At 62.7% G+C, this 25004-nt stretch carries 23 protein-coding genes; 7 read left to right on the top strand and 16 right to left on the bottom strand.

Features of this window, described 5'->3' with window-relative positions; genetic code table 11:
• Window positions 1-60: 60 nt before the first annotated feature.
• The 5 genes from J8I29_RS13480 to J8I29_RS13460 all read right to left on the bottom strand — a co-directional run bounded on the left by J8I29_RS13480 (window position 61) and on the right by J8I29_RS13460 (window position 4895).
• Window positions 61-507 (bottom strand): GNAT family N-acetyltransferase, encoded by a 447-nt coding sequence (locus J8I29_RS13480; RefSeq protein WP_209432032.1) that lies wholly within the window; start codon window positions 505-507, stop codon window positions 61-63.
• A gap of 337 nt (window positions 508-844) precedes the next feature.
• Window positions 845-2263, bottom strand: coding sequence for an alpha,alpha-trehalose-phosphate synthase (UDP-forming) (gene otsA / locus J8I29_RS13475; RefSeq protein ID WP_105860442.1), 1419 nt, complete (start codon window positions 2261-2263; stop codon window positions 845-847).
• A gap of 32 nt (window positions 2264-2295) precedes the next feature.
• Complete coding sequence (gene otsB, locus J8I29_RS13470; protein WP_209432031.1) at window positions 2296-3087, bottom strand: trehalose-phosphatase; 792 nt, start codon at window positions 3085-3087, stop codon at window positions 2296-2298.
• Window positions 3088-3190: 103 nt separating this feature from the next.
• Window positions 3191-3466 carry a hypothetical protein gene (locus J8I29_RS13465; RefSeq protein WP_146126813.1) on the bottom strand — a complete coding sequence of 92 codons (276 nt, stop codon included), beginning with the start codon at window positions 3464-3466 and terminating at the stop codon, window positions 3191-3193.
• Window positions 3467-3914: 448 nt separating this feature from the next.
• Window positions 3915-4895 carry a LuxR C-terminal-related transcriptional regulator gene (locus tag J8I29_RS13460; protein ID WP_209432030.1) on the bottom strand — a complete coding sequence of 327 codons (981 nt, stop codon included), beginning with the start codon at window positions 4893-4895 and terminating at the stop codon, window positions 3915-3917.
• Window positions 4896-5058: 163 nt separating this feature from the next.
• Here J8I29_RS13460 and J8I29_RS13455 point away from each other — a divergent pair, with 163 nt between their 5' ends.
• The 3 genes from J8I29_RS13455 to J8I29_RS13445 all read left to right on the top strand — a co-directional run bounded on the left by J8I29_RS13455 (window position 5059) and on the right by J8I29_RS13445 (window position 7999).
• Window positions 5059-6156: a class II histone deacetylase gene (locus J8I29_RS13455; protein WP_209432029.1), complete on the top strand. Its 1098-nt coding sequence runs from the start codon at window positions 5059-5061 to the stop codon at window positions 6154-6156.
• A 114-nt stretch (window positions 6157-6270) separates the two neighbouring features.
• A complete protein-coding gene (locus J8I29_RS13450; RefSeq protein WP_209432028.1) occupies window positions 6271-6477 on the top strand; it encodes a hypothetical protein in 207 nt (68 codons plus the stop codon).
• Window positions 6478-6481: 4 nt separating this feature from the next.
• Window positions 6482-7999: a sodium:solute symporter family protein gene (locus J8I29_RS13445; RefSeq protein WP_209432027.1), complete on the top strand. Its 1518-nt coding sequence runs from the start codon at window positions 6482-6484 to the stop codon at window positions 7997-7999.
• Between the two features lie 58 nt (window positions 8000-8057).
• Here the strand turns inward: J8I29_RS13445 and J8I29_RS13440 are convergent, their stop codons facing one another.
• Entirely contained in the window at window positions 8058-9407 is a 1350-nt protein-coding gene (locus J8I29_RS13440; protein WP_209432026.1) for an MFS transporter, read from the bottom strand.
• Window positions 9408-9841: 434 nt separating this feature from the next.
• Between J8I29_RS13440 and J8I29_RS13435 the strand changes: the two genes are divergently transcribed.
• Complete coding sequence (locus J8I29_RS13435) at window positions 9842-10894, top strand: LacI family DNA-binding transcriptional regulator (protein WP_209432025.1); 1053 nt, start codon at window positions 9842-9844, stop codon at window positions 10892-10894.
• Window positions 10895-10966: 72 nt separating this feature from the next.
• On the opposite strand, the gene J8I29_RS13430 is transcribed toward J8I29_RS13435, so the two are convergent.
• Entirely contained in the window at window positions 10967-12244 is a 1278-nt protein-coding gene (locus J8I29_RS13430; protein WP_209432024.1) for an L-fuconate dehydratase, read from the bottom strand.
• Window positions 12245-12305: 61 nt separating this feature from the next.
• Entirely contained in the window at window positions 12306-13055 is a 750-nt protein-coding gene (locus tag J8I29_RS13425) for an SDR family oxidoreductase (RefSeq protein WP_105860432.1), read from the bottom strand.
• Between the two features lie 104 nt (window positions 13056-13159).
• Here J8I29_RS13425 and J8I29_RS13420 point away from each other — a divergent pair, with 104 nt between their 5' ends.
• Complete coding sequence (locus tag J8I29_RS13420; protein WP_209432023.1) at window positions 13160-13942, top strand: IclR family transcriptional regulator; 783 nt, start codon at window positions 13160-13162, stop codon at window positions 13940-13942.
• A 538-nt stretch (window positions 13943-14480) separates the two neighbouring features.
• On the opposite strand, the gene J8I29_RS13415 is transcribed toward J8I29_RS13420, so the two are convergent.
• Window positions 14481-15740: a flavin-dependent oxidoreductase gene (locus tag J8I29_RS13415; protein ID WP_209432022.1), complete on the bottom strand. Its 1260-nt coding sequence runs from the start codon at window positions 15738-15740 to the stop codon at window positions 14481-14483.
• 60 nt (window positions 15741-15800) lie between these two features.
• On the opposite strand from J8I29_RS13415, the gene J8I29_RS13410 reads away from it, so the two are divergent.
• Entirely contained in the window at window positions 15801-16346 is a 546-nt protein-coding gene (locus J8I29_RS13410; protein ID WP_245196966.1) for a hypothetical protein, read from the top strand.
• A gap of 262 nt (window positions 16347-16608) precedes the next feature.
• Here the strand turns inward: J8I29_RS13410 and J8I29_RS13405 are convergent, their stop codons facing one another.
• The gene (locus J8I29_RS13405) at window positions 16609-17400 is read right to left on the bottom strand and encodes a response regulator transcription factor (RefSeq protein ID WP_209432021.1); all 792 of its coding nucleotides are present in this window, start codon (window positions 17398-17400) and stop codon (window positions 16609-16611) included.
• 197 nt (window positions 17401-17597) lie between these two features.
• Between J8I29_RS13405 and J8I29_RS13400 the strand changes: the two genes are divergently transcribed.
• On the top strand, window positions 17598-18281 hold the full coding sequence (locus J8I29_RS13400) for a CerR family C-terminal domain-containing protein (RefSeq protein ID WP_105860429.1): 684 nt from the start codon (window positions 17598-17600) through the stop codon (window positions 18279-18281).
• Between the two features lie 42 nt (window positions 18282-18323).
• Here J8I29_RS13400 and J8I29_RS13395 read toward each other — a convergent pair whose 3' ends face one another.
• Genes J8I29_RS13395 through J8I29_RS13370 form a run of 6 tightly spaced genes read right to left on the bottom strand, consistent with a single transcriptional unit; the run spans window position 18324 to window position 24957 of the window.
• On the bottom strand, window positions 18324-19352 hold the full coding sequence (locus J8I29_RS13395; protein WP_209432020.1) for a diguanylate cyclase: 1029 nt from the start codon (window positions 19350-19352) through the stop codon (window positions 18324-18326).
• The gene (locus J8I29_RS13390; RefSeq protein ID WP_105860428.1) at window positions 19349-20377 is read right to left on the bottom strand and encodes a chemotaxis response regulator protein-glutamate methylesterase; all 1029 of its coding nucleotides are present in this window, start codon (window positions 20375-20377) and stop codon (window positions 19349-19351) included. Before J8I29_RS13390 ends, J8I29_RS13395 begins: the two co-directional genes overlap by 4 nt.
• On the bottom strand, window positions 20374-22629 hold the full coding sequence (locus tag J8I29_RS13385) for a hybrid sensor histidine kinase/response regulator (protein ID WP_105860427.1): 2256 nt from the start codon (window positions 22627-22629) through the stop codon (window positions 20374-20376). The genes J8I29_RS13390 and J8I29_RS13385 overlap by 4 nt, the downstream gene beginning before the upstream one ends.
• Complete coding sequence (locus tag J8I29_RS13380; protein WP_209432019.1) at window positions 22626-23303, bottom strand: chemotaxis protein CheW; 678 nt, start codon at window positions 23301-23303, stop codon at window positions 22626-22628. Before J8I29_RS13380 ends, J8I29_RS13385 begins: the two co-directional genes overlap by 4 nt.
• Complete coding sequence (locus J8I29_RS13375; RefSeq protein WP_209432018.1) at window positions 23300-24541, bottom strand: CheR family methyltransferase; 1242 nt, start codon at window positions 24539-24541, stop codon at window positions 23300-23302. The genes J8I29_RS13380 and J8I29_RS13375 overlap by 4 nt, the downstream gene beginning before the upstream one ends.
• Window positions 24538-24957 (bottom strand): chemotaxis protein CheW, encoded by a 420-nt coding sequence (locus J8I29_RS13370; RefSeq protein WP_105860424.1) that lies wholly within the window; start codon window positions 24955-24957, stop codon window positions 24538-24540. Before J8I29_RS13370 ends, J8I29_RS13375 begins: the two co-directional genes overlap by 4 nt.
• Between the last annotated feature and the right edge of the window lie 47 nt (window positions 24958-25004).

Raw genomic sequence — 25004 nt, 5'->3', positions numbered from 1 at the left:
GGCGCGATCGTCACGTGCCGAGCGCTTTGCTCGGCCGAGTTGGAAGGAAGAGAGGCGCCGTCAACGAGGCCCGGGACTGCGGATGAACAGCCAGGAGCCGAGCCCATCGGCTCCGCCGGGCTGGCCGTCTTCGAGCCAGCCGCATTTGCGATAGAAGTTTCGCGCTGCCTGGTTCAGCGTCTGGCACTTCAGCGACAACGCCAGACCGTATCGCTTCATGGCCTCGCCGAGCAAGGCGGCCCCGATGCCGCGACCAGCAAGGTCGGGATCGACATAGAGATGATGCAGGAAATTTTCCGGCGTGTAGATGGCGGCAAAGCCGGCGATCTGGTTGCGTGTCTCGGCCACCACTATCCGTTCGTCCTTCGTGACCTCATCGAAACCGGGTCCGTCGAACACGGGCCACTCCGCCCAATAGAAGGCCAGGCGCCCGGCTTTGGACAGGATTCGGGCGCAAGGCTCACGATCGTCCGGGTTGAAATCGCGGATCAGGACGTCGATCGGCACATAACCCTCCCGTCCGGGGCGACCATCGGGCGCGAGCCGCCCTCGCCAACCCTGGAGCAGGTATTTTCGAGCGCGCTCCCACACCTTGTCCCGGGCGTCTTCGCGATTCCCACCGATTCCGTCAAACCCCAATCGTCTCAGGACAAGGGCGGTCTTATTCTACGTCGAACTACACGCCCTGGCGGGCGGCAGTGCGGCCGTAATTCAAGTCTCGCCGGGACATGAAGAGAGGGGAGCATCGTTGCTCCCCTGACCGTCCAGATCAAGATCATGGCCCGGTCGCGGTATCTCATATGGAAATTGCCGTATTTCCTGAAATTTACGGTCCACGCCGCGTTCAGGCGCTCGCCTTGGTCACGATCGGTACCGCCTGGATCTGCTTGTGTTGCGTCAGATCATTGAGGAAGGCATCGCACCAGTGCGAAACGTCATGGTGAAGCAGGAAGTTCATCATGTTCTGCCAGCGTTCGCGCCGCTCCTGCAGCGACATACTCAAGGCGCGAGCGATCGCGTTGGCTGTTCCTTCGGTGTCATAGGGATTGACCAGGACTGCTCCGTCGAGTTCGCGGGCAGCCCCGGCAAAGCGCGACAGCACGAGCACGCCGGGGTTGTCGGGGTCCTGGGCAGCGATGAATTCCTTGGCGACCAGGTTCATGCCGTCACGCAGCGGCGTAACCAGGCCGACCCTGGCGATCCGGTAGAGGCCCGCCAATATGTGTCGACCGACCGAACGGTTGACATAGCGGATGGGAACCCAGTCGAGCGTGCCCATGGCCCCGTTAACGCGCCCGGCCTCCTCGGCTACCATTTTCTGCATCGTCTCGTATTCCGGCACCTCGGAACGGGATTTCGGGGTGATCTGCAAATAGGTGACCTTGTTGTGATAGCCCGGATACGCGCGCAGGAAACGCTCGAAGGCGTCGATGCGCTGCGTCAGGCCCTTGGAATAATCCAGCCTGTCCACGCCGATGATGAGATCGCGGCTTTCAACGCTCTGGCGTGCCTTGCGCACGGCGCTGTTGCTGATCGCCACCTGCGCCATCTGGGCAAAGGACTTGGTTTCGATACCGATGCCATGCACGGCGGCCTTGAAATGCTGGCCGTGATATTCGAAGCGACCGGCCCCCAGTTTCCTGGCAATGCCTTCCCGGGCGAGATAGCCCGCAAAATTGTCGAGATCGTAGTCGGTCTGGAAGCCGATCAGATCATAGTGGGACAGGCCCCGGATGATCTCCTCATGCATGGGCATGGCGGCGATCACATCCGAAGGAGGCCAGGGAATATGCAGGAAGAAGCCGATGGTATTCTTGATGCCCATCTGCCGCAATTCGAAGGCGAGGGGGATCAGGTGATAGTCATGCACCCACAGGATGTCGTCCGGCTGGATCAAGGGCGCCAGACGATGGGCGAACAGGCGATTGACGCGAAAATACCCCGCCATTTCCTTGCGGCCATATTCGGCGAGATCGAGGCGGTAGTGACAGATCGGCCAGAGCACCCGATTGGCGAAGCCGTGATAATATTCCTCGACGTCGGTCTCGGTCAGGTCGGTCAGCACATAAGAGATGTTGCCCTGTTGCTGGAACCGGGGGGGAGGGGGCTCGGCACCAGGGCTGGATTTTCCGGACCATCCGAACCAGATGCCGCCGCGCTCCTGCAAGGCGGCGTTCAGGGCAACCGCCAAGCCGCCGGCGGGAGCGTCGCCGCTGCGGGCGGGGACGGGAACTCGATTGGAAATGACGACAAGTCGACCCATGGTAACTTTCGAATATTGATGATTGAATCGAATTAGGCCGCAACGCGGGCGATCAGGTCCCGCAAAGCTGCTGGCGATGATATGAACGCGCGAGCGCGTGTTTGGGTCCCTGCCGATCCGATACGGATCGATTGGCCGCCGAGGCTGTTGACGGTCTCGAACATAGCCTCGTCGGTGAGATCGTCGCCGATCGCCAGGGGAACCCTGCCTTTGAACGGTGGTTCCTGCAGAAAGGCTTCCAGCGCCTTGCCCTTGCTGGCGCGGGCGGGGCGCAACTCGACCACCATCTTCCCGTGCTGAAGCGTCCAGTCGGGCGCGCTAGGAGCAAAGCGTGACATTAGCGCTTCGACGTCGGCCTTGCGATCGGCTGCCAGGCGGTAATGTATTCCTACTGCGGCGCCCTTGTCCTCGAACACGACGCCGGGCCATGCTCCGGCCTCCTCGGCGATGTCGCGCTTGAGCTGCTCGAAAGACGCAGGGACGACGAGGCTGTCCACCGCGCCGGATGCGTCACGCCGTTCGGCACCATGCAGGCCTGCAATGGGGAAAAGATGAGGGGCGAACAATTCATCGGCGAGCACGATATTCCGGCCGGTGACCAGCGCCATGGCGCCGCCCAGATGCCGTGAAAAAGCCGCGAGGTCTTCCGGCAGGGTCGGCGGCACGAAGATCGACAGCGGGGTCGCGGCAAGATCGATCAGCGTGCCATCGATATCCAGGAAAATCGCCCATTTGTCGGGCTCAGATAAGGCTGACGCAAAGACCGTCTCACCAGCCGAGGGCGAAGTGCCAGGGCTGTCCTGACTGTTTCTTTCCTCATACATAGCCCCTTAGGTAGGCGCGGAGCGCGGCCAGGGCAAGGAAAAAAGCCTTGGGCGAGACAGAGAAACGCAGGCCCATCGTAGCCGTGACGGCAGGGAGCCGGGCTCATTTTCGTCGAACGTAGCGCTCCAGCACGACTGCCGGCAGATATCCCTCATGCTGAACCTGGCTCCAGGGCATATGACGGAAGGACTTGCCCTGAGGCCTGACAAAGCCGTCGAACAGAGCACCGGCGCAATCGGGCCCTGTATTCGGATTACCGATGGTAACCAAGGCCTTCGGGTCCCGTTCGCGCAGCAGATCGATGAGATCGGCTACAGTCATAGGTTCCGGCAAAACCGGCATTTTCTTCCCCTTCCCAGCCAAGAATGTGCGGGACATTCGAGGCGCCTCTCGGAGGTTGTATTAAGATACCTCCTAACGCCGAGATGCAACTACGCCGATACATGGCCTACCAAAAAGCCCGATGCAACTGGGATATCCTTCGGACGCTCCGCCCGAAAGGGAAAGCGTTGCGTCGAATTTTCTCCCATCATCTTGGCAAACAAAGAGAAAGTAGCGTTTCGTCACCTCAGATGCCTCTGTTCCACACAGTCTTCTTGGAACAGGGCGCCGAGCACGGGCGGCGGTTATATAAAACTACAAGGTTTTATTGGACCTCTTTTCTATCGAATCAAATTAGAGGGCCATGGCCTAGGCATAAAGAAGGCGATTTGCTTGAAAGCAGGGCGCCCGGGAGGGGCGCGATACGATGGGGCGGCTGCCAATTCAACCATGGTTTCGCCATGTCACCGGCGAGAATGGCCGAGATCCCTTATCATGCCTGCGCTCAGCGCAACACCGTACTGGCTAGCTCCGCCCGCGACCGGATGCCGAGCTTGTCATAGATGGCCTGGGTCTGGTTGCGGATGGTGGCCGGCGCACTGCCCAGCATCTGCGCCGCCTGCTTGTGGGTAGCCCCGGTGGCGAGGAGGTGCGCGACCTCGCGCTCGCGCGGGGAGAGCCGGTCGAGCTTGGACAGCAAGGAAAATTCCAGCCTGACCAGGTTCGACTGCCGGCCTGCTTCGTTGTGCTTGCGACAGTTCACCGCCACCCCTTCGCGCTCGAACAGATGGATGCCGGGTTGCAAAGCCGTCTGCCGGAGCGGCCGCGGCAGGCGATCGCCTTTCCAGCCGGGCCAGATGGTCCTGAGAAAGCCTTGAGACCGATCCAGGCCGAGATGGGCGAAGCCGGCTTCGTCGACCACCAGCGTCGCCCGTTCGCCCGGTCCGTCTGCATTGCGCCGTTCGAATGCCGCCTGCAACGCCAGGAACAGGTGGTCCACCGCGCATTGCAGGAGCTGCAGATCTTCCCCGTCCCAATGCGGGTCATGGTGGCGGGTACGGTAGACCGAGACGAAGAACGTGGTGGCAGCTCCCGGTCGATTGTGAATGGCGGAGGCCCATTTGCGGATGCCATAGCGCTCCGACAACTCGGCCATCTCGTCGGTTTGCCGGGGCTGCCCTCGATCATAGATGCAGACCCTGCCGCGATCACGGCGCAAGGCCGTGGCGACCAGATCCTGACTGGCCATGGTCGACCAGAACGGGGCGAAGCCCTCCGGCAGGCCGAGCGTGGAGGAGGCCGGGACGGTCGTGCGATCATCCAGGAAGCGGGCCCAGCCATACCACGCGCAGTCGAAGCCAAGGAGGGGGCGCAAGAGTTCGAGGGCGTGGGCCGCCAGATCGAGATCCGCATCCTGGTCGACGCGCCGGCCGGCCTGGTGAAGATCGGCCACGAATTGCGAGAACATGGACAGTTTGGAGGTCACATGCACCGGCCCCGGATGGAGGATTATGTATTTTCGATGATAGTAGCCGTGGACGAAGCTCGTCACAAGGTTGCTCCCCCGCGCCCATAGTGCATCTGCACCATTCCCGCCTTGTCTGCATGCGCTAGCCTGCCGGAAAACCTGCAGATGAGGGAGAACTGGGATGACCACGGGATGGGTGTGGCATGAGCGTTTCGGCTGGCACGACACCGGCACGGCGGCCGGCTTCCTGAAAGGGGAGTTCATCCAGCCCCTGCAGCACGTCGAGTCACCGGAATCCAAGGCCCGTTTCGCTTCGCTGGTGGAAGTCTCCGGCATCGCCAAGGCCTTGAAGCGCATCGAGATCACCAAGGCGAGCGACGAGGACATTCTGCGGGTCCACACCAGCGAGCATCTCGACAAGATGAAGGCGCTCAGTGCCGACATTCGGGGCGGCGACATGGGTGACGGCGTTTCGCCCTTCGGTTTTGCCGGCGTCGACCTCGCCTGCCTGGCGGCCGGCGGCACCATCAGTGCGCTGCGTGCGGTGGTCGCGGGCGAGGTGGCCAATGCCTATGCGCTGGTGCGCCCGCCCGGCCATCATGCCCGCCCGGAAAAGGGCATGGGCTTTTGCATGTTCGCCAATGTCGCCGTGGCGATCGCCCATGCGCGGGCCAGGCTCGGCATCGAGCGGGTGGCGGTGGTCGATTGGGACGTGCACCATGGCAACGGCACCGAAGCCTGCTTCGAGGCAGATCCGGACATTCTCACCATCTCGCTGCACCAGGATGGCAACTTCCCGCCCGACACGGGCAAGGTCGCCGATCGCGGCGTCGGCCCCGGCAAGGGCTCGGCGATCAACATTCCGCTGCCGGCGGGCTCGGGGGAGGGGGCCTATCTCGATGCATTCGACCGGGTGGTGCTGCCGGCGATCGCGCGCTTCAAGCCCGATGTCATCATGGTGGCGAGCGGTTTCGATTCATCCAATGCCGATCCGCTCGGCCGCATGCTGCTGGTTTCAGGCTCCTATCGCCGGATGACCCGCCGGTTGATGGATCTGGCGGCGTCGCTCTGCGGGGGCCGGCTGGTGATCAGCCATGAGGGCGGCTATTCGCCTTTCTATGTGCCTTTCTGCGGTCTGGCCGTGGTGGAAACGCTCAGCGGCGTCGCGACGGGCGTCGAGGACCCTTACGAGAGGTTCTGGAAGGACCTGCCCGGGCAGGAGTTGCAGCCGCATCAAAGGGCATTGGTCGACGCGGTGGTACAGGCCTGCGGCCTATGATCTCTCGCCGCACCGATCCGAAGAACAACAAGAATGGCGCGTGTCGGGACCTCGTGCGGGGTTTCGGCGAGGCGCCGCCCAGCCAGCAGGAGAATCTCGAGATGGGAGGACGAAATGGAGAGGCAAGCGACTGACTTTGACCGGATCCGCCGCCTTTTGCTGTGGCTCAACCTGATCATCATGCTGTTTCCGCCGATCCACCTGGCGATGGCACGCGGCAGCATCGGCCTGGCGATGCTCTTCTTCATGGGCAGTGGCCTCTTCCTGGTCGTCAGCCTGACCTATCTGCACCGGGCGAGCCCGGACCGGGACGAGGAGTAGGGCCATGGACTTCCTGATCGGCTACGGGCTGCTGGCCCTGTTCTTCATCGGTGTGGTGGTGGTGCTCGAGCGCACCCGCCGGGAGGGCCGGGACTTTACCGACTATGCGGTGGCGGGCCGCTCCTTCGGTTCCTGGTTCCAGACCATGGCTTTCCTCAACACCTGGCTGCCGGGGACGATCTTCATCGCCTTCGCCGGTCTCTCCGCATCGGCCGGGGTGATCGGCTATTATGTGATCTCCTATTCGCTGCTGGCCGTATTGTTCATGTTCCTGATGGCGCAGCGCGTATTCGACTGGGGCAAGGCCTTCAATCTGCGGACCCAGGCCGATTTCGTCGGCATGCGCTACAATTCCACCAGCGTGCGCGTGATCGCCGCCGTGATTGGCGTGATCTCGGCCTTTCCCTGGCTGGTGCTGGCTTTCCAGTCGCTAGGCCTCGTCTTCTCCTATCTGTCCTTCGGTGCCGTCACGCCGACGGTGGCGGTGTTCATCGGCATCGCGGTGCTGGCGGTGCGACAGATCTGGACGGTGCGGCTCGGCATGCGCGGCATCGTGATCTCGGACATGATCCAAGGCATCTTCGCCTATGGCGTCGGTGGGCTGGTGGCGCTTGGCCTGATCGTCTGGCTGATGTCGCAGGGCTTCGGCTTTGGCGGCTTGCCGGAGAGCTTTGCCAGCCTGCCCGGCCTCAACAGCGATCTCGGGCCGCTCTATTATTTCTCGCTGGTGTTTACCGGGGCGATGGGCTCGTGGTGCTGGCCCGATATCTTCGTGCGCCTGTTCACGGCGAGGAGCGCCCAGGCGGTGCGCAATTCCGCCCTCAAGGCGGCGCCGTTCATGTTCGTGTTCCTCGCCATCATGCTGACCATGAGCATGCTGGCCTCTCAGCTTCCGGAGGTCGCGAAGGCGCCCGACAATGTCTGGTTCCTGACGGCCGGGCATGGCGGCCCGCTCGTGCTGGCGCTGGCGGGCGTGGCCGTGTTCGCCGCCACCGTCGGGAATGTGAACGCCATCACGGCCGCCGTCGGCACCCATACCGCCCAGGACATCATCCATGTCGGCGGTGCGGACGAAGCCACCAACACCCGCACCGCCCGCATCACCATCATCCTCGCCACGTTGCTGGCGGTGGCGGGGGCGGTGGCGACCGCCAATGTCACGGCCGGCCTGCTCACCTTGGCGCTCGCCTCCTATCAGGGCATCGTGCAGCTCGCCCCGGCACTCTATCTCGGCATCTTCTGGCGCCGAGGCAATGCGGCGGGTGCCGCCAGCGGCATGATCGCCGGTTTCGCAGTGGCCGTGGTGCTGCAGTTCCTTTATCCCGTCGCCATTCCGCCCCTGGCGGGGATGACCTCGGGCGTGGTCGGCCTGATCGTCAACACGCTGGTCTATGTCGCATTGTCCTACGCCTTGCCCCAGGACGAGGCCGAGCGTCGGCGCATCGGCCAGCTCTTCGACGGCGTGGCGGAAGAGGCGGGCGACGACTTGCCCGCCGGCGAAACGCAGGCGCGGCCGATCTGATGAACCCGGTATCCCGCGCCGCATATTTGCGGCGCGGGGGCTTCACAATGCGGTCCACTCAGCGTTCCGTGCTGGCGGGCAGGGGAAGCGGCTCGGCCTTGCCCACGATGAAGGCATAGGAGAAGGCGCCCAGAACGGCAAAGCCGGCGGCCAGGGCGAAGGCCGGCGTATAGTCACCCTTGAACATGTCGAGCAGGAAGCCGAACATGAAGGGGCTGATGATGCCGGCAATGTTGGAGGCGAAATTCTGGATGCCGCCGATCGAGGCGACATGGCGCGAGCTCGGTGCCACGTCGGCGGGCAGGGACCAGATCCCGGTCGCGGCGATGGCCAGGCTGGAATAGGAGACCGCCAGGAAGAACAGGGCGAGATAGATTGACGAGGCGAAGGCGGCAGGCAGGATGGCCGCCCCGCCCAGCAGGCCGCCGACCATCACGACTTTGCGCACCTTGGTGACGTTGGCGCCATGACGGATCAAATGATCGGCATAGGCGCCGGCGATCCAGGCCGTTGCCACTGCGGCAAGGCCGGGCAGCATGCCAAGGGTACCCAGTTCCTTCAGATTGAGGCCGCGGGCATTCTTCAGATAGTCGGGAAACCAGGTCAGGAAGAAGTAGATCACGAAGTTGAGGCAGAAAAAGCCCAGCATCATGCCCCAGACCGTGCGATAGCCGAACAGTTGCGACCAACGGATCTTGGCGGCCTCGCTGTCGTCATTGGCCTCGGTGCGCCCGCCATTGTCGGCGATGTACTGGCGCTCCAGCTCGTTGGCACCAGTGTGATCGACGGGATCGCGATAGTACCAGTACCAGACAAGCGCCCAGACGATGCCCAGCGCACCGAGGATCACGAAGGAATAATGCCAGGTCGCCACCAGGAGAAGGCTTGTGACGATGGGCAGCGAAAGCACGGTACCGACCCGAGAGCCTGAATCGATCACGGCGGTGGAGAGGGCGCGCTCGCCCACCGGGAACCAGCGCGAGGCCGCCTTGGTGGCCGCCGGATAGGCCGGCGCTTCGCCGGCACCCAGCAAGAAGCGGAAACCGAAAAACCCCCAGAAGCCGCGGGCGAGGGGGGTGAGCGCCGTGAAGATCGACCACCAGATCGCGGCGATGGTGAAGGCCCGGCGCGAGCCCACCTTGTCGGTGAACCAGCCGGCGATCAGCATCATGCCATCATAGGCCCAGAAGAAGGCGCCTAGGATCAGTCCCTTTTCGGTATTGGTGAGATTGAGGCCGAGATCGGCGTCGATATAGGGCAGTGCCACGCTCATATTGGCGCGGTCGAGATAGTTGATGACAAGGCCGACGAAACACAGCGCCAGGATGATGTAGCGAGTGCGGGAGGCGCCGGCAGGCGCTTTCTGGTTGCCGCCCTGTGCAGGGGGCCGAGCGGGTGTCGTATGCAAGATCGGGGTCCTCCTCCCGTGGGCGTTTGTTCGTGCTTCCGTCACGGCCTTCTGAGTGGCCGCAGTGCATTCCGGTGGCGGCCCGCGCAGCCGGCGAGCGCAGATGGGGCGAGTTTGGCTGATGATGTCAGCGTGAACCTACGGTCGCCCTGGAGAGATCGCGGTGGTCTTGACGAGCATGAGAGATGATCGCGCTACAGGGCGCGTGAAGTGCTGAAGGGCCGTGCCGTCGTTATCGACGGGGTGGGCGCCGGACGCCTTGGCCATATTGCCTGCGGGTGACGAACGGCCGGAGCCGCAGAGGCCCTTGACCAGCCCAAATGCCGGCTTTGCCACATTTTCCTCCCGTCCCATCTTTGTCGCGACTCTTATTGATTGCGCAATCATTTTGCAAGTTCTATCTTTCGGAGGGAAACACCATCAGGGCGGCCCAGATGAAAAAAGCCAAGAAAAGGCTAGGGAAAAAACGCATAACACTGGTCGAGATCGCCAGCGCTGCCGAGGTTAGCGCTATCACAGTGTCGCGTGCTCTCCGTAACCCGCAGTCGGTTTCGCAGGAGCTGAGGCAGCGCATCCAGCAAATCGTCGACGATATGGGATATGTCCCCGACGCCGCGGCGAGCGCATTGGCGTCGGCCCGGACGAATGTCATAGGCGTGCTCATTCCTTCGGTGACCAACAACGTTTTCGCGGATGTGATGCGCGGCATCTATGCGGAAGCAGAGGCTTCCGCCTTTCGAGTGCAGCTCGGCAACACCCGCTATTCCCTGATCGAGGAGGAGAGGCTGCTTCGCGTATTTCTCAGCCAGCGCCCGGCGGGCCTGATCGTGGCCGGCATTGATCAATCGGAGCCGGCGCGTACCCAGCTCCTGCAGGCCGAGTGCCCGATCGTCCAGATCATGGAGGTTGGCCGCGATCCCGTTGATATGATGGTCGGCTTTTCGCACCATCGCGCTGCCTTCGCTGCCACGAGGCATCTGGTCGAGCGCGGCTATCGGCGGATCGCTTTTCTGGGCGCGCGCATGGATCCACGCACGCAGAGGCGGCTCCAGGGCTTCGTCCAAGCTCTGGAGGAGGCTGAAATGCTCGATGAGAAGCTCATCGTTACGACACCTCGGGCTTCCACCGTGTCGCTGGGCTGCGAGCTGATGTCCGAATTGCTGGCTCGGGCTCCCGATGCCGATGCCGTGTTCTGCAACAATGACGACCTTGCCGTCGGCGTGCTCTTCGAAGCCCAGCGCCGCCGTATCGCCGTCCCACATCAGTTCGGCATTTGCGGCTTCAACGATCTGGAAATCATGGCTGTCGCAAATCCCGCCCTCACCAGTGTCAGGACCCATCGTGAAGAGATGGGGCGAAAAGCCATGCGGATGCTGATCGACAGGATTGGTGGAAAGCATATCGAACCGCGGCTGATCGATCTGGGTTACGAGCTGGTCGCGCGCGAGAGCACGGCGCGCAATGCGGGCGCACCGGCTCCTGTCTGAGGATATCGGTCGGCGGCGATGCTCCAGGCCAAACACATCCGGAAGACCGGCCGGCGCCGAGCCTTCCATGCATCAGCCGGCAAAGCGATAGTCTGTCAGGGAAGGCGGTTTCATCTCGATCGAAAAGCCCGGGGCGAGGGGCGGCATATAGGCGGCATTGCGCACGACGCAGGGCGTCTTGAAGTGTTCATGCAGGTGGTCGACATATTCGATCACCCGGCCTTCGCGCGTGCCGGATACGCAGACGAAATCGATCATCGACAGATGCTGGACATATTCGCACAGGCCGACGCCGCCGGCATGCGGGCAAACGGGCAGGCCATATTTGGCGGCCATCAGCAGGATCGCCAGGATTTCGTTGACCCCGCCCAGGCGACAGGCATCGATCTGCACCACGTCGATGGCGCCGCGCATGATGAACTGCTTGAACAGGATGCGGTTCTGGCACATCTCGCCGGTGGCGACCTTGACCGGGGCGACGCCCTCGCGGATCTTGCGATGGCCTTCGACGTCGTCCGGGCTGGTGGGTTCCTCGATGAACCAGGGTTTGGCGAAGGCGAGCTGCCGCACGCTGTCGATCGCCTGGTCGACTTCCCAGACCTGGTTGGCGTCGATCATCAGCTGGCGGTCCGGACCGATCACCTCGCGGGCGATGCGCAGGCGGCGGATGTCGTGCTCGATGTCGCGCCCGACCTTGAGCTTGACGTGGTTGAAACCGGCATCGACCGCTTCCTGGCACAGCCGCCGCAGCTTGTCGTCGTCATAGCCGAGCCAGCCGGCCGACGTGGTGTAGCAGGGGTAGCCCTCGCGCTCGAGAAGAGCAATGCGCTCGGCCTTTCCGGCTTCCTTCTCGCGCAGCAAGGCGAGCGCCTCGTTCCGAGTGATGCAGTCGGTCAGGTAGCGAAAATCGATGGCGCGCACGAATTCCTCGGGCGACATGTCGGCGACCAGCCGCCAGACCGGCTTGCCGGCCATTTTCGCGAGCAGGTCCCAGACCGCATTGACCACCGCGCCGGTGGCCAGATGAATGGCGCCCTTGTCCGGCCCGATCCAGCGCAGTTGGCTGTCCGAGGTAACATGTCGCCAGAAGGCGCCGAGATCGGCCTGGACCTCCTCCAGGGACAGCCCGACGACGAGGTGGCGCATCGCTTTGATCGCGGCACAGCAGATCTCGTTGCCGCGGCCGATGGTGAAGGTTAGCCCGTGTCCTTCCAGACCCGGCCGATCGCTCTTCAGGATGACATAGGCGGCCGAATAATCGGGATCGGGATTCATCGCATCCGACCCGTCGAGCTGCTGGGAGGTCGGAAAACGCAGGTCGATCACTTCGATGTCGACGATCTCGGTCATTGCGTGTCCTCCAGCTGGATGGTGATCGCTCTTGTGGGGTCTCGACTGTCGTCGATTTCGGTCAGATCGTCACGCCGCCATCGACAAGGACGGCCTGGCCGGTGACGAAACGGGACTCGTCCGAAAGCAGGAAGACCACCATCGGCGCGATGTCGTCGACATTGGCGAGCCGCCCCATCGGCTGACGGGCGATGAAGTCCTTCTCGGCCTGCACGGGGTCGGCCGCGGCGGCGATGCGCCCGCGCAGCGAGGGCGTGTCGACCGTGCCGGGGCAGATGGCGTTGCAGCGCAGGCCCTGGCGGACATGGTCGGCGGCCAGGGCCTTGGTGAGGCCGATGACGGCGGCCTTCGAGGCGCCGTAGGCCAGGCGGTTCGGGAAGCCTTTCACCGAAGATGCCATCGAGGCCATGTTGAGGATGGCGCTCGAGCCCGTCTCGCTTGCACGATGCAGGAGGCCCGGCAGCAGGGCCCTGATCAGGCGGAACATGCTCTTGACGTTGAGGTCGAAGCTGAAGTCCCAATCCTCGTCGCTGCATTCGAGGATGCTGCCATTGTGGACGAAACCGGCACAGTTGAAGAGGCCGTCCAGGCCGGGCAGGGATCGGCCCAGTTCGGTGATGGCAGCGGGGTCAAGCACGTCGAGCCGGCGCGTTTCGATACGGCCGTCTGCCGCGGCAAGGGCTGCGAGTGCTTCCTCGTTGAGATCGGTGGCGATGACATGAGCGCCCTCGGCCGCGCAGGCGAGGGCGGAAGCGCGGCCGATGCCTTGCCCGGCGGCCGTGATCAGAATGCGTTTGCCGTCCAGGCGCATGAGGCGAATCTCCCATCGAGTTCCTATCGCTGCGTGCAGCTCGTTTGTTGACGGATCAAATATGAACAATATATTCATATGTCAATAAAAGAGGGGAGCGCGCCTTGCCAAGACCGCAAAGGGAGCAGGAGGAAGGATCGAGCCGGGAGGCTCTCTACCGGGCACCGGCACTGGACAAGGGCCTGGACATCCTCGAATTGCTGGCCAGCCGCTCCGACGCATTGACGCGAGCAGAAATCGTCAAGGAGCTCGGCCGGGGCGCCAGCGAGATCTATCGCATGCTCGAACGCCTGGTAGCGCGCGGCTATGTCTATCGTTCGGCCGAGGGAGACCGTTTCGCCCTGAGCATGAAGATGTTCGTGCTGGCACAGCATCATCAACCCATACGCCGGCTGACCTCACGGGCCATGCCCCTGATGGATCGGTTTGCCGAAGAATCCGGCCAGTCCTGTCATCTCGTCATGCGGGAGCGCGACCAAGCCGTGGTGGTGGCGAATGCGGCGGCTTCCGCGGACTGGGTCTTCACCGTTCGCGTCGGCACGACGATCGATCTGCTGAGCACCGGCTCGGGCCAGCTCCTGCTGGCTTTCCAGGACCCGCAAGCCAAGGCGGAGTTGCTGTTTCGCTGGAAGGATACCGAGAAAGCGGCGACCTTTGCCGGGCTCGAGGCGCAGCTCGCCGCCTATCGCGAGGCTGCCTTCCGCATCGACGAAAGCCAGCAGATTTTTGGGGTCAATGATATCAGCGTACCCATTCTCTCGGCCGAAAGGCATGCGCTTGCCGTGCTGACCTGCCCGCATATTCGCCGGACGGCGTCGGCGCAACCCGATGTCGGGCATACTCTTGTTCTGCTTCAAAGGATGGCGGAGGCTTTAAGCCTGCAGTGAAGATTTAAAAAAAATTATGGAACATATTGTTATTATTTAGTTTTCAGTGGTCAAGAGAAGAGCGTTTCAAATGCAAGAAAGCGGATCTCGCCCCGGTGGTCCTTCGCTCACGCCTGTTACGATGGTGGTTCGGCACGCGCGATGTGGCAAAACTCTGACGCGGCAGACTGTCGAAGACCAGGATCTTGAACCAACCTCATGACCGACGCGTTCCCAATTGCAAAGCAGCGAGGCCGAGTCGAACCAGGGTGCAGAACGGATATGGATGAAGCGCGTCCTGGCGATCCGTCGACGCTGGCCGCAGCCTTACGAACCGCCAATGCGCGTCCGAGCCTTTGTTTCTCCCGGATGGTGCTGGACCGAGAAAGGGGCGCACGGTGGTGAGAAACGGCAAAAAACCCGATTTTTCAAGCGCTTGGCTTAATCGGGAGGACGGGATTATGTTCCATAAGATATGTTATGCGAATTAGACATGTAGCGCCCTGTCGGAATGGACTCGCCCCTCTCTGCCAGATCCGTCGCGTTTCAAAGACACGATTCAGGTCGAGGAGGATGGACGATCAGGCTGGTCTTGGCGCCCAAATCCCGCCAATGATGCGTAGCCGCGCACGACGCGCTCGCGCTCTTCATGGCTTGCGACGGCATCGATGTCGGCAAAGCCCTCGGGTGCCCTGGACTCCACCATATCGATCACTCCTTCGGGGCCGCCCTTGCGGTTCGCCAGCACGATCTTGGCGGTAACGGGCCGCCGCTCTGCGTCATAGGCTGCCAAAGCCGCCTCGATCGTAACCGCGGTACGCAGATGCTGGGACAAGGACCGGGCATCGAGGATGGCCTGGCTCGCTCCGTTCGAGCCTACGGGATACATCGGATGAGCGGCATCTCCCAGCAAGGTCACGCGCCCGAACGACCAGCGCGGCAGCGGTTCGCGGTCACAATTGGGATATTCGTAGAACGTGTCCGTGGCCTGGATGATCGCAGCCGGATCGACATAGTCGAGGTGGAAGCGGTCGCGAACAAATGACAGGACCTCATCGAGCATGCCCGGCCTGCTCCAGTTGCCGAGGGAAAAGCCCTGCGCCCGCTCATGGCCTGCCCGCGCCATCACCGCCCAGTTGGTCAGGAGCTTTCCTGAATTTTGTTTGTCCTTTTCAATTGGATAGAAGACGAACTTGGCAAAGTTGCCGCCGGCGATCGCCATGGTTCGGCCGTCCTGCCATTTCGGCCAAGGAGTGGCTCCGCGCCAGAGCATGATGCCGCTCCAGATCGGCTGGCCCTCCCCGGGGTGAAGCGCAGCGCGCACCACAGAATGAATGCCATCGGCGCCCACGAGCAGGTCGCCGACCGCTTGTGACGGCCTGCCGGTGCCGTCCGATAGATGGGCCGTAACGGTATCGCCGTTCTGCTCGAAACCGGTCACCCGACATCCCGTTCGGATCACGCCAGGGCCCATGCGCTCGACCACGGCTCGATGGATCAGGCCCAGCAGCTTGCCTCTGTGAATGCTGAACTGGGGCGCAGGAAGGCCCGCGTCGATGCCGCGCAATTCGCGCCAGACGACCTGACCGAACCGGTTCGCATAGATCAATTCGCGCGTCCGGATGCCGGCCGCATCGAGATCGTCGATCAACCCCAGCTCCGTCAGCAATCCGACGGCGTGCGGCAACATGTTGATGCCGACGCCGAGTTCACGAACCTCTTTGGCAGCCTCGAAGATCTCCACGTCGATTCCCGCCCGGTGAAGGAACAATGCCGTGGTCAGCCCGCCGATGCCCGCTCCTGCAATCAGTGCTTTCATGATCCTGCTCCGTATTGAGAATGCGCGGTCGACAGGCAAGGCTTGTCGTCTGGAGGCCCGGTGGCGACGATCTTGGGCGCAAATCGTCCCATTGCTGTACTCTTGCCTGTTTCAAAGACGAAGCGGCAAGTGCTTTTCCGACATTCGACCGGAAGTTCCCGCCAGCTTTGGAAAACGGCGGGAGCTTCCCTGCTCGATTCCGGCGGCAATCGAAAAGGATCCATGGGGGGGAGCAATATGGCATTTGCGATCAAGGCCGAGATACATGATCTCGATGTGGAAGACTTCAGCTTCCCCGCTCAGAAGACGATGTATGGCGGCAAGCATGTCGCAGCGGGCGACATCATTTTCCTGTTTGCGAGCGAAAATGAAGGCGGCCACGGTCTTTTCGCTCGAGGCATTGTGACCTGCGCTCAACCGATTGCCAAGAAACAGAGCGTCTTGCGGCAGACCCCGCGCGTAAGCATTTCCGTACGCCGCACCGCGCTCGCCCAGACACTGCTAGAGCAAAGCGCGTTCAGGCGTGAACGCGTGTTTGCTCTATCTCTTTGTTTGGACGCGTCTTTGCGATTATTGGTGACTGCGTCTAATCGCAAAACGCTATAGGGCGCCGCGAACTCAAGCCTCTGAACAATTGGCTGGATGCCCGGCCCGGCACGGAACTCAATTTCAAGCTTTATCGGCAGGCGACAAACCAGATCGTCGGCATCTCGGACGAAACGGCAGCTTTCCTCGACCGGTTCTTTCAAAGCGTCAGCGGGAAGTCTTGAGTTCCAATTCTTTCAACACATCAATGAATTAAAGATAAATTCCAAGTTTTTACATAAGGCCTGGCGCCGCGATCCCCTCACCGGCCGGGACTTGCGTCTCAGGCGAGATCCTGCTGGCCGAAGAAGGTCTCCGCAAAATAGGCATTGGTCAGGGCCACGACCTCCGTTCTGTTGCGCGCGTTCAGGCGCTTCATGATGTTCCTGACATGCACCTTCACCGTGAACTCGCTCATCTCGAGTTCGACGGCAATCAGCTTGTTCGGAAGCCCCCGGCGGATCAGGGCTACGACTTCGAGTTGCTTGGCGGTTACCAAATCTCGGAGCGACCTTTTGCCGTCCGATAATGGCGCGGCCTGGGTCCGTGACTGCATCACACTATGGGACGGCACGAACACGCCGCCGCTGCGTACCAGGCGGATGGCGGCTATGGCGACATCGACATTGGAATCCATGGCGATGAAGCCACTGGCACCCTGCTCCAGGGCCTTCGAAACGTCGCTGGCCGACCTGGTATCGGAAATCACCACAACCCTGACGCCGGGTGCGATGGCCAGAACACGTTTCACCATCCGCTCGACGGCAATTGCGGTCTCCCGCGCTCCCGTGACGCACAACAGGACGACCGAGGCGCCCTGCCCCTGCCTCTCCCACTCCTCGACATCGGTGCAGCCTTCGACCACCAGGCCAGTTTCGGAGCCTGCCAGGCAGTGCATGAGGCAGGTTCGGATCAAGGTGCTGGCACAGATGACGACAATATGGGCGCTCGCATCCCGGTAGATCTGCGCGGCAGCCGCCGATGCGCCCTCGTCGAGCGAAGGGTCCGCGGGGGGATGCTGCTCATCGGCGGCTGGAGCGACTGGCTTGCGAGGCGCCGAGAAAGGTAGGGTCATAAGCGCGGTCCCAGCAGTTTGGTGGAGGTTCACCGAAAAGCAGAATCACCAGCGTGTGCGCTTTCGCACAGCCAACACCTCAACAGAGCGAGAGGGTGCTTGAACGTCGCCACAATGTCAAATCAGAATATGAAATTGACATTTAAAAGATCGTGGGTAAAAAGTTACTTCTCAACTGACAGCGCCCCAAGTTTTTCATGCCCAGACCCCTGCATGCCCGTCGTGTTTCGTCAGACAGCCAGGAGCGTGGCGTCAAAACGCGCCAAAACCTCATCGAAACTGCCGGACGGATTTTTGCCGACAAGGGCTACCATGCTACGACCAGCCGGGAAATTTGCGATCTGGCCGGCGTCAATACCGCGGCGGTGAACTATTACTTTGGCGGCATTCGCCCCCTCTATGAAGCGGCGGTATCCGAGGCGCGACGCGAGGTCGTCATCCCGCCCGAGGCCTTCGCAGCCATTCTGAAGCATGCCGAGCCCCTGGATCAGCTCAAAGCCTATTACGGCTTGATGGCCCGGCGATTGCTGTCTCCCGCCGAACGCTCCTGGCAGATCAGGCTGGTCACCCGTGAGATGGTGATGCCAACGGTGACCACGCTGATGGCGGATGAGGATTTCCTGGCGCCTCAGATGCATTGGCTGCGCGACCTGCTTGCCCGCATGCTCGATCGCCCGTTGGACCATCCCGACATCGGAAGGGCCGAACTGGCGCTCAATGCCCCCTTCATGGTCCTGGCCACGGTGGAGCGCGGCGTGCTGGAAGCGATTGCCCCGAGCCTGGCGGAGCACGAACGGGAGATCGAACCCATGTCGCGGGCGCTGGAGACATTTGCGCTCGCCGGTGTGCAGGCCCTGGCGCACAAAAGCTCCGGGCATTAGCCCAATCCATCTTTCCGCTCGGGCTGAAGGGCGGCGGCTATCCTACAGGCCGGTGGCCGTCGCGGCCCGGTTGCGGCCGGACCTCTTGGCTTCATACATCGCCTTGTCGGCGGCCTCGATGAGTCTTTCGGGCTGATCGTCGCCAGCGGGAATGTGGGTTGCACCACCGACACTGATCGTAACCTTGTCGGCGATCGGAGAGGCTGCGTGCGGCAGCCCGAGCGCCTCGATGGCCTGCACCACCTTATCCGCGAGAAAGGCGAGATCGCCAGCCAGGGTTTGCGGCAGCACCACGGCGAATTCCTCGCCCCCCATGCGCACCGCCAGGTCCTTGGGACGCTGGAAGGTCCCCCTCACTGCCGTCGCCACGGTTTTCAGCACCTCGTCGCCGGCGAGGTGGCCATAGGTGTCGTTATATTGCTTGAAGTGATCGACATCGATGATCAGCAGCGAGATCGGCTCCCTCGCCCGCATGGCCTGACGCCATTCCGTATCGAGATATTGATCGAAATAGCGCCGGTTGCTGAGACCGGTGAGGCCGTCGACATTGGTCAGGCGCTGCAATTCCAGATTGGTTTCCATCAGCTCCTGCTGGCTTCGACGCAGGGCACGATAGGCTTCGTCGCGCTGGATCTGAGTCAGATAGGCAGCCGAATGGTAGCGTATACGGGCAATCAGCTCGATCCGGTCGGGCAGCTTGACGAGATAGTCATTGGCTCCGATGCGGAAGGCCTCGCTTTTGACGGTTGCCTCCTCTTCCGTCGACAGCACGATCACGGGAATGGCCTTGGTGGCGGGATCAGCACGGTACTGGCGGACCAGTGTCAGTCCATTCATGTTGGGCATCACCAGATCCTGCAGGATCACGGTGGGCTTCACCCGCTTGGCCACGGCCAGGGCTTCCAGTGGATTGGAGCAATAATGCAGTTCGATCTCGGTCTCGTCGATCAGCGCCCGGCGAATGGCTTCGCCGACCATGAGTTGATCATCGACCAAAAGCACCATGACCGACCGCTGCGCCGTGTCGAGGGAAGCGGCGCCGTGGGATTTGGTGTCTGCTGGCTGGCTCATGGGGCGGTTCCTCTTCTCAGGCGCGGGGAGCCAAGCAGTTCGGTCAGACGCGAGGCGATTCTGCTCAGCGGCAGAATATCCGTCGCGGCGTCCAGGGTGGCTGCCGCCTTCGGCATGCCGTAGACCGCGCTGGTAGCCTGGTCCTGCGCGATGGTATGATGTCCAAGGTCACGGAGCGCTTTCAGCCCGCGCGCTCCGTCCGATCCCATGCCGGTCAGCAGGACGCCCGTCACGGTGCCGCCCCATAGACGCGCGACGCTGTCGAAGAAGACGTCCACGGACGGCCGATAGACCTGATCGATCGGATTGGGAGTATAGCCCAATTGTCGATTCGACTTAAAAACCAGATGATTGTCGGTGCCGGCGACCAGAACCTGCCCGGGAAGCGCGCGGTCCCCCTCGCTCGCCAGCCGGACGGGGAGCGCGGAATGCTGGCTGAGCCAATTGGCGAGCCCCGGCGCAAAGCGGGCATCGACATGCTGAATGATCACGATGCTGGCGGCAAAATTGTTGGGCAGGCTTTTCAAGACAGTCGCCAATGCGGTGGGACCGCCGGCCGACGCTCCGATCGCAACAAGCTGGCGGGCCTGCGGCCGCGCATCGTCGACAGGCCTTTGCTTGGGATTGCCTTCATTGACCAGATTGGCGATCACGTCGATCTTCGCCAGGAGGGGGCGCGCACCCCAACGGGTCTCCTGCGAGCCGAGCAGCGGCGTATCGACCGCATCCAGAGCTCCCTCCCCCATCGCCGCAAAAACGCGCGACGCATTGGTCTCGACATCGGCGGTCACGATCAGAATGGCGCAGGGAGACTGCGCCATGATCCGACGGGTGGCTTCGATACCGTCCATGCGCGGCATGATCAGGTCCATCAGCACGAGGTCGGGCCGGTCCCGGCGGCACAGCTCCACCGCCTGCGCGCCGTCGACGGCAACCCATGCAAGCTGATGCTGGGGCGCCATGGCGAGTACCCGGCGCATCGCTTCCACTGCCAGCGGCAAATCATTGACGATCGCGATCCTCATACAGCAGCCTCGCCAATCAGATCCACCACGGCATTGATCAGAGTATCATCCTGAAAACTGCCTTTGGTAAGATAATAATCTGCTCCGGCATCGAGGCCGCGCTGGCGATCCTCCGCCCGATCCTTGTAGGACACGATCATCACCGGCAGCGATTTGAGATCCGCGTCCTGCCGGATGCGGTGGACCAGTTCGATTCCGTCAAGGCGCGGCATGTCGATGTCGCTGATGAGCAGGTCGAAGCGGCCATTGCGCAGCGCGTTCCAGCCATCCATGCCGTCGACGGCCACTTCGACCTCGTAGCCGTGATGATCGAGCAATTTGCGCTGAAGCTCGCGTACGGTGAGGGAATCGTCGACCACGAGCACGCGCTTGCGCCTTTCCTCCTGCCGGCCCGCCGATTTCCGACCGACCTGGGCAAGCTGATCGGCGGAGGAGAGCTTCTCCATGGAACGGATGATGTCCTCGACATCGATGATCAGGAGCGGCGAACCATCCTCCATCAGGGCGGCCGCGCTGATATCCTTGATTTTGCCGAGGCGCGGATCGAGCGGCTGAACCACGAGCTCGCGTCCGCCGAGGAAGCGCTCGACGACCAGCCCATACATGGCGCCGGGGCTGCCGACCACGACGACACGCAATTCGTCCTCCGCATTGTCCGCCGGCGCGCAGCCGAGCACCTGATGCGCGCCGACCAATCCGACCAACTGTCCATCGAGGCTGAAATGCTGGCGCCCTTCCACCGTTTTCACCTGATCGCCCGCGATCTTGATGGCGCGTACGATATGGGCGAAAGGAAAAGCATAGGGTTCGCCGCCGATTTCCACGATCAGAGAACGGACCACCGAGAGCGTGAGCGGCAGTTCCAGCTTGAAGCGTGTGCCTTCGCCAAGCTCGGAGGTGACCCGCACAAGGCCGCGGACCTGGCGGACCATTTCCTGAACGACGTCCAGCCCCACGCCTCGTCCGGAAATGACGGTAACCTCTCCTTTCATGGAAAAGCCGGGCAGAAACAGGAATTCGAGCAGTTCATGGGGGCTGAGCTTGCCGGCGGTATCGGGGCTCGCAAGGTTGCGTGCAATCACGGTTTGACGGATCTGCTCAAGATCGACGCCACGTCCGTCGTCGGAGACGGTGATCTGCAGCGTGCCCGCCCGGTGTGATGCTTCCAGACGCACCACGCCTTCCTCGGCCTTGCCGGCGGAAAGCCTCTCGCCAGGGTTTTCGATACCATGGTCAAGAGCGTTGCGCAGAAGATGGCCGAGCGGAGCGTCGAGCCTGTCCAGAATGTCCCGGTCCACCAGCGTGCGCTCGCCGATGATCTCCAGCCTAACCTTCTTGCCGAGTTCGCGCGCAATGTTGCGCACCATGCGAGGATAGGCCGCGATGCCGTCGGAAAAGGGACGCATGCGGATCGCCAGCGCCTGGTCGTAGAGCCGGTGGGCGAGCGTGGTTGCCTGATGGTCGGTGGTTTCCAGTTCCCCCAGGCGTTGCGACAGATGCTGCCGGCATTCCAGGAGGCGCTGCTGAGCCTTGTCGAGAGCTATTTGGGCCCGCTCGTCCAGGAGCTGGGCCGGCAGGAGGGCCCGCAGCGACTCCAAGGCGGTGGCGGCTTCCAGCTGAAGGCGCTTGAGACGCTGCAACGATTGGCCGAAAGGCCCCAACCACCGCGACTCGACCAGCGATTCACCCGCGAGATCGAGAAGCCGGTTGAGGTTCTCGGCGCTGACACGCAAGGCCCGGTCGGTCGATCCGGGGATGGACGATGTTTCGTCCATTGCCGGCATCGGCACGGGCATCGACACGGGAGCGGGCTCGGATACTGGCGCTGGCGCGGGAGGGCGCGTGCCCTCGCCCGGCGGCTGGTTGAGTTCCAGCACGAACCGGTCGGCTTCGGCCTGCCAGGCCCCGTCGCGCGAGCCGCTTTCGAGATCCGGCGATCTGGCGAAAGACAGGAGCAGGTCGACGCCGCGCAGGAGCACGTCGATCCGGTCATGATCCAGTTGCGTACCGTGCTGCTGGGCCAGTACGAAAAGATCCTCCATCGCATGCGCGATCGTCACGCCCGCGTGGATCTCGACGATTCGGGCAGCCCCCTTGAGAGAATGGGCGGCTCGCATGCTGGCTTCGATCTGATCGGCCCGCATCGGGTCCTTGTCGAGCGCCAGCAAGGCCGTCGTCAGGGCTTCGGCCTGCGCTTCGGCTTCGATGCGGAACAGGTCGCGCATTGAGAATTGGCTGAGGTCCTGGGTCATCGTGCCAATCCCCGGCCGAGCGCCTCGAACAATGCATGCTCATCGAGCCGCCCGACATTCCTGTCACGCCAGGATAGCAATCCTCGGGTGAAGCCCGAGCTCGACTGGGCCACGGTCGCCGGCACCGGCTTCAGATCCGCCTCCGTGTAGAGGTGGGTGTACTGGACCTCGTCGACCGGAAAGGCAAAGCGTGAGCCGGCATGGTGGGCAACGATCAGCCGGCCCTGCGGGGCATCGTGCTCGGCGCCGATGAGCAGCTGCGCGATCGACACGCAGATCACCAGTTCACCCCGCACATTGACCAGCCCCAGCAACGCAGGACTGCGCCGATGCGGCAGCGAATGGATGGTGCGCAGGCCGGTCACCTCGTCCAGAACCAGGGTAGGCAAGGCGAACCACTCGCTGCCCAGGCGGAAGATCAGCACCGATTGGGAATTGGACGAACGCGCGATCACGTTCACTCCGGACGGCGCAACGGCGGCCTCCCCACCTGACGGAATGTCGCGGTCGAGCAGCTGGGAGGCCGCGCGCGAAAACACTTCGCAATTGTGGCAATGCGCATGACGCCGGAGTTCGGGGCATGACTTGTCGCCGCGCACGCCGATCCGCTGCCAGCAATTGTCGATCGCCGATGGCGAGGCCACGGAGGGCGCGTCGGAAGCGAGGCTGGTCATTGCGCTCTCCATTTATCCAGACGCCGCAGGCGCTCATCGAGCAGTTTGGCGCCGCTATGGTCGCCCTGTTTCTTGAGCAGGAGGGCGAGATGGCCGAGCGCCTCAGTATTGGCGGGATCCAGGTAGAGGGCCTTGCGGTAATAGCGCTCCGCCGCGCCAAGATCGTTGGAGGCGTCGCTGATCAGGCCGAGCAGCGCCAGGGCATCCGGCGTTGCGCCATCCCGGCGGATCAGCGTTTCGCATCCGCGCGCGGCCTCCTGCAGCTGGCCTCGATCCGCCAGAAGACGCAGTTCTTCGAGATTTGGCGGCGCCGGTTCCCGCTTCTCCTCGCGTCGTGGAAAAGCCGGGGGGATCGGTCTCGGTGTCGGCGAGGGCGGCGGCGCCCGTCGCGGCCGGGGCTCCGCCGGCGGTGGCGCGGGCCGAGCCTTGGCAGGGCCCGGCCGGACGCTTTCCTTGTGAAAGGCGAACGCCATCGGAATCTTGGCAGAGGTGAAGCCGTTGGAGCCCATCAGCCCTGCCTCCGAATGGCCGACAAAGGCGACGCCATGGGGCGCGAGCAAGCGCCGGATCACGCCGACGACGTGCTTTTGCGTCGCCGCATCGAAATAGATCAAAAGGTTGCGGCAAAAGACGAAATCATAGCTCGCGGGATCGGCGTAGAAATCGGGGGCGACGATATTGCCCTGGCTGAATTGCACGAGGCCGCGAACGGTATCCCTGAGCCTGTATCCGTCATCGGTTGCGTCGAAATAGCGGTCGCGAAAGGCCAGGTTTTGTCCCCGGAACGAGTTGCGGCCATAGATGCCCTGCCTGGCAAGGGCGAGCGAACGCGCGCTGAGATCGACGGCATCGATACGAAATTGGGCGGCGGTCAGGCCGGCGTCGAGCAGCGCCATCGCCATCGTATAGGGCTCTTCCCCGCTCGAGCAGGGCAGGCTGAGGAGGCGAATTGGGCGGGACGCATCCGCCTGGAGCGGTCCGCGCGTCACCAGCCGCGTCAAGGCAGCAAAGGCCTGCGGATCGCGAAAGAACCAGGTCTCGGGAACGATGACAGCCTCGATCAGTTCCTGCGTTTCCTCCTCGGAATTTTGCAGCAGTTCCCAATAGGCCTGGATGTCGTCGAGCTTGCATGCCTTGGAGCGCGCGGCCACGGCGCGTTCGATCGCCGACGGGCCGATCGAGGCCGCATTCAGCCCGATGGCGCGCGCGAGGAATTGTTCGAAGCGAGGATCGCTCATTGGCTGGTCACCGGCTGGCTGCGAATGGCCGCAAGAAGCGCAGCCGGCAGCAGGCCCTCCAGTTCCACACGCTGAACCAGACCATCCGGCCCGGGGGCGAAGGGGGCGAATTCCGCCGGATCCAGCCGCAGCATCTCCGTGGCCTTTTCCGCGATCAGGCCCAGCAGGACGGCATCGTCCCGCGGATGGCGCATGACGATGATGCGGGTGCTCAGGCGCCGGTGGGCCGGCCGGCCGAGTTCGAGGGCGCACAGATCGATGACCGGCACGAAGCGGCCGCGATATTCGAAGGAGCCGGCCACTCCCTCTGGGGCCCCACGCACCTTCTTCAATTCCGTCAGCGGCACGACTTCGACGATCGGGTCGATCGTCATCGCAAAGCCTTCATCGCCGATCCGGAAATAGAGGAAGAGCATTTTCGGTTCCGTCACTCCTGGAGCAAAGCGCCTTTCGACGAAAGACG

This window comes from Labrys sp. LIt4 (assembly GCF_017813775.1).
Classification (GTDB): domain Bacteria; phylum Pseudomonadota; class Alphaproteobacteria; order Rhizobiales; family Labraceae; genus Labrys; species Labrys okinawensis_A.
The sequence above is the reverse complement of the archived record's forward strand: the minus strand, read 5'-3'. Positions and strand labels throughout refer to the sequence as shown.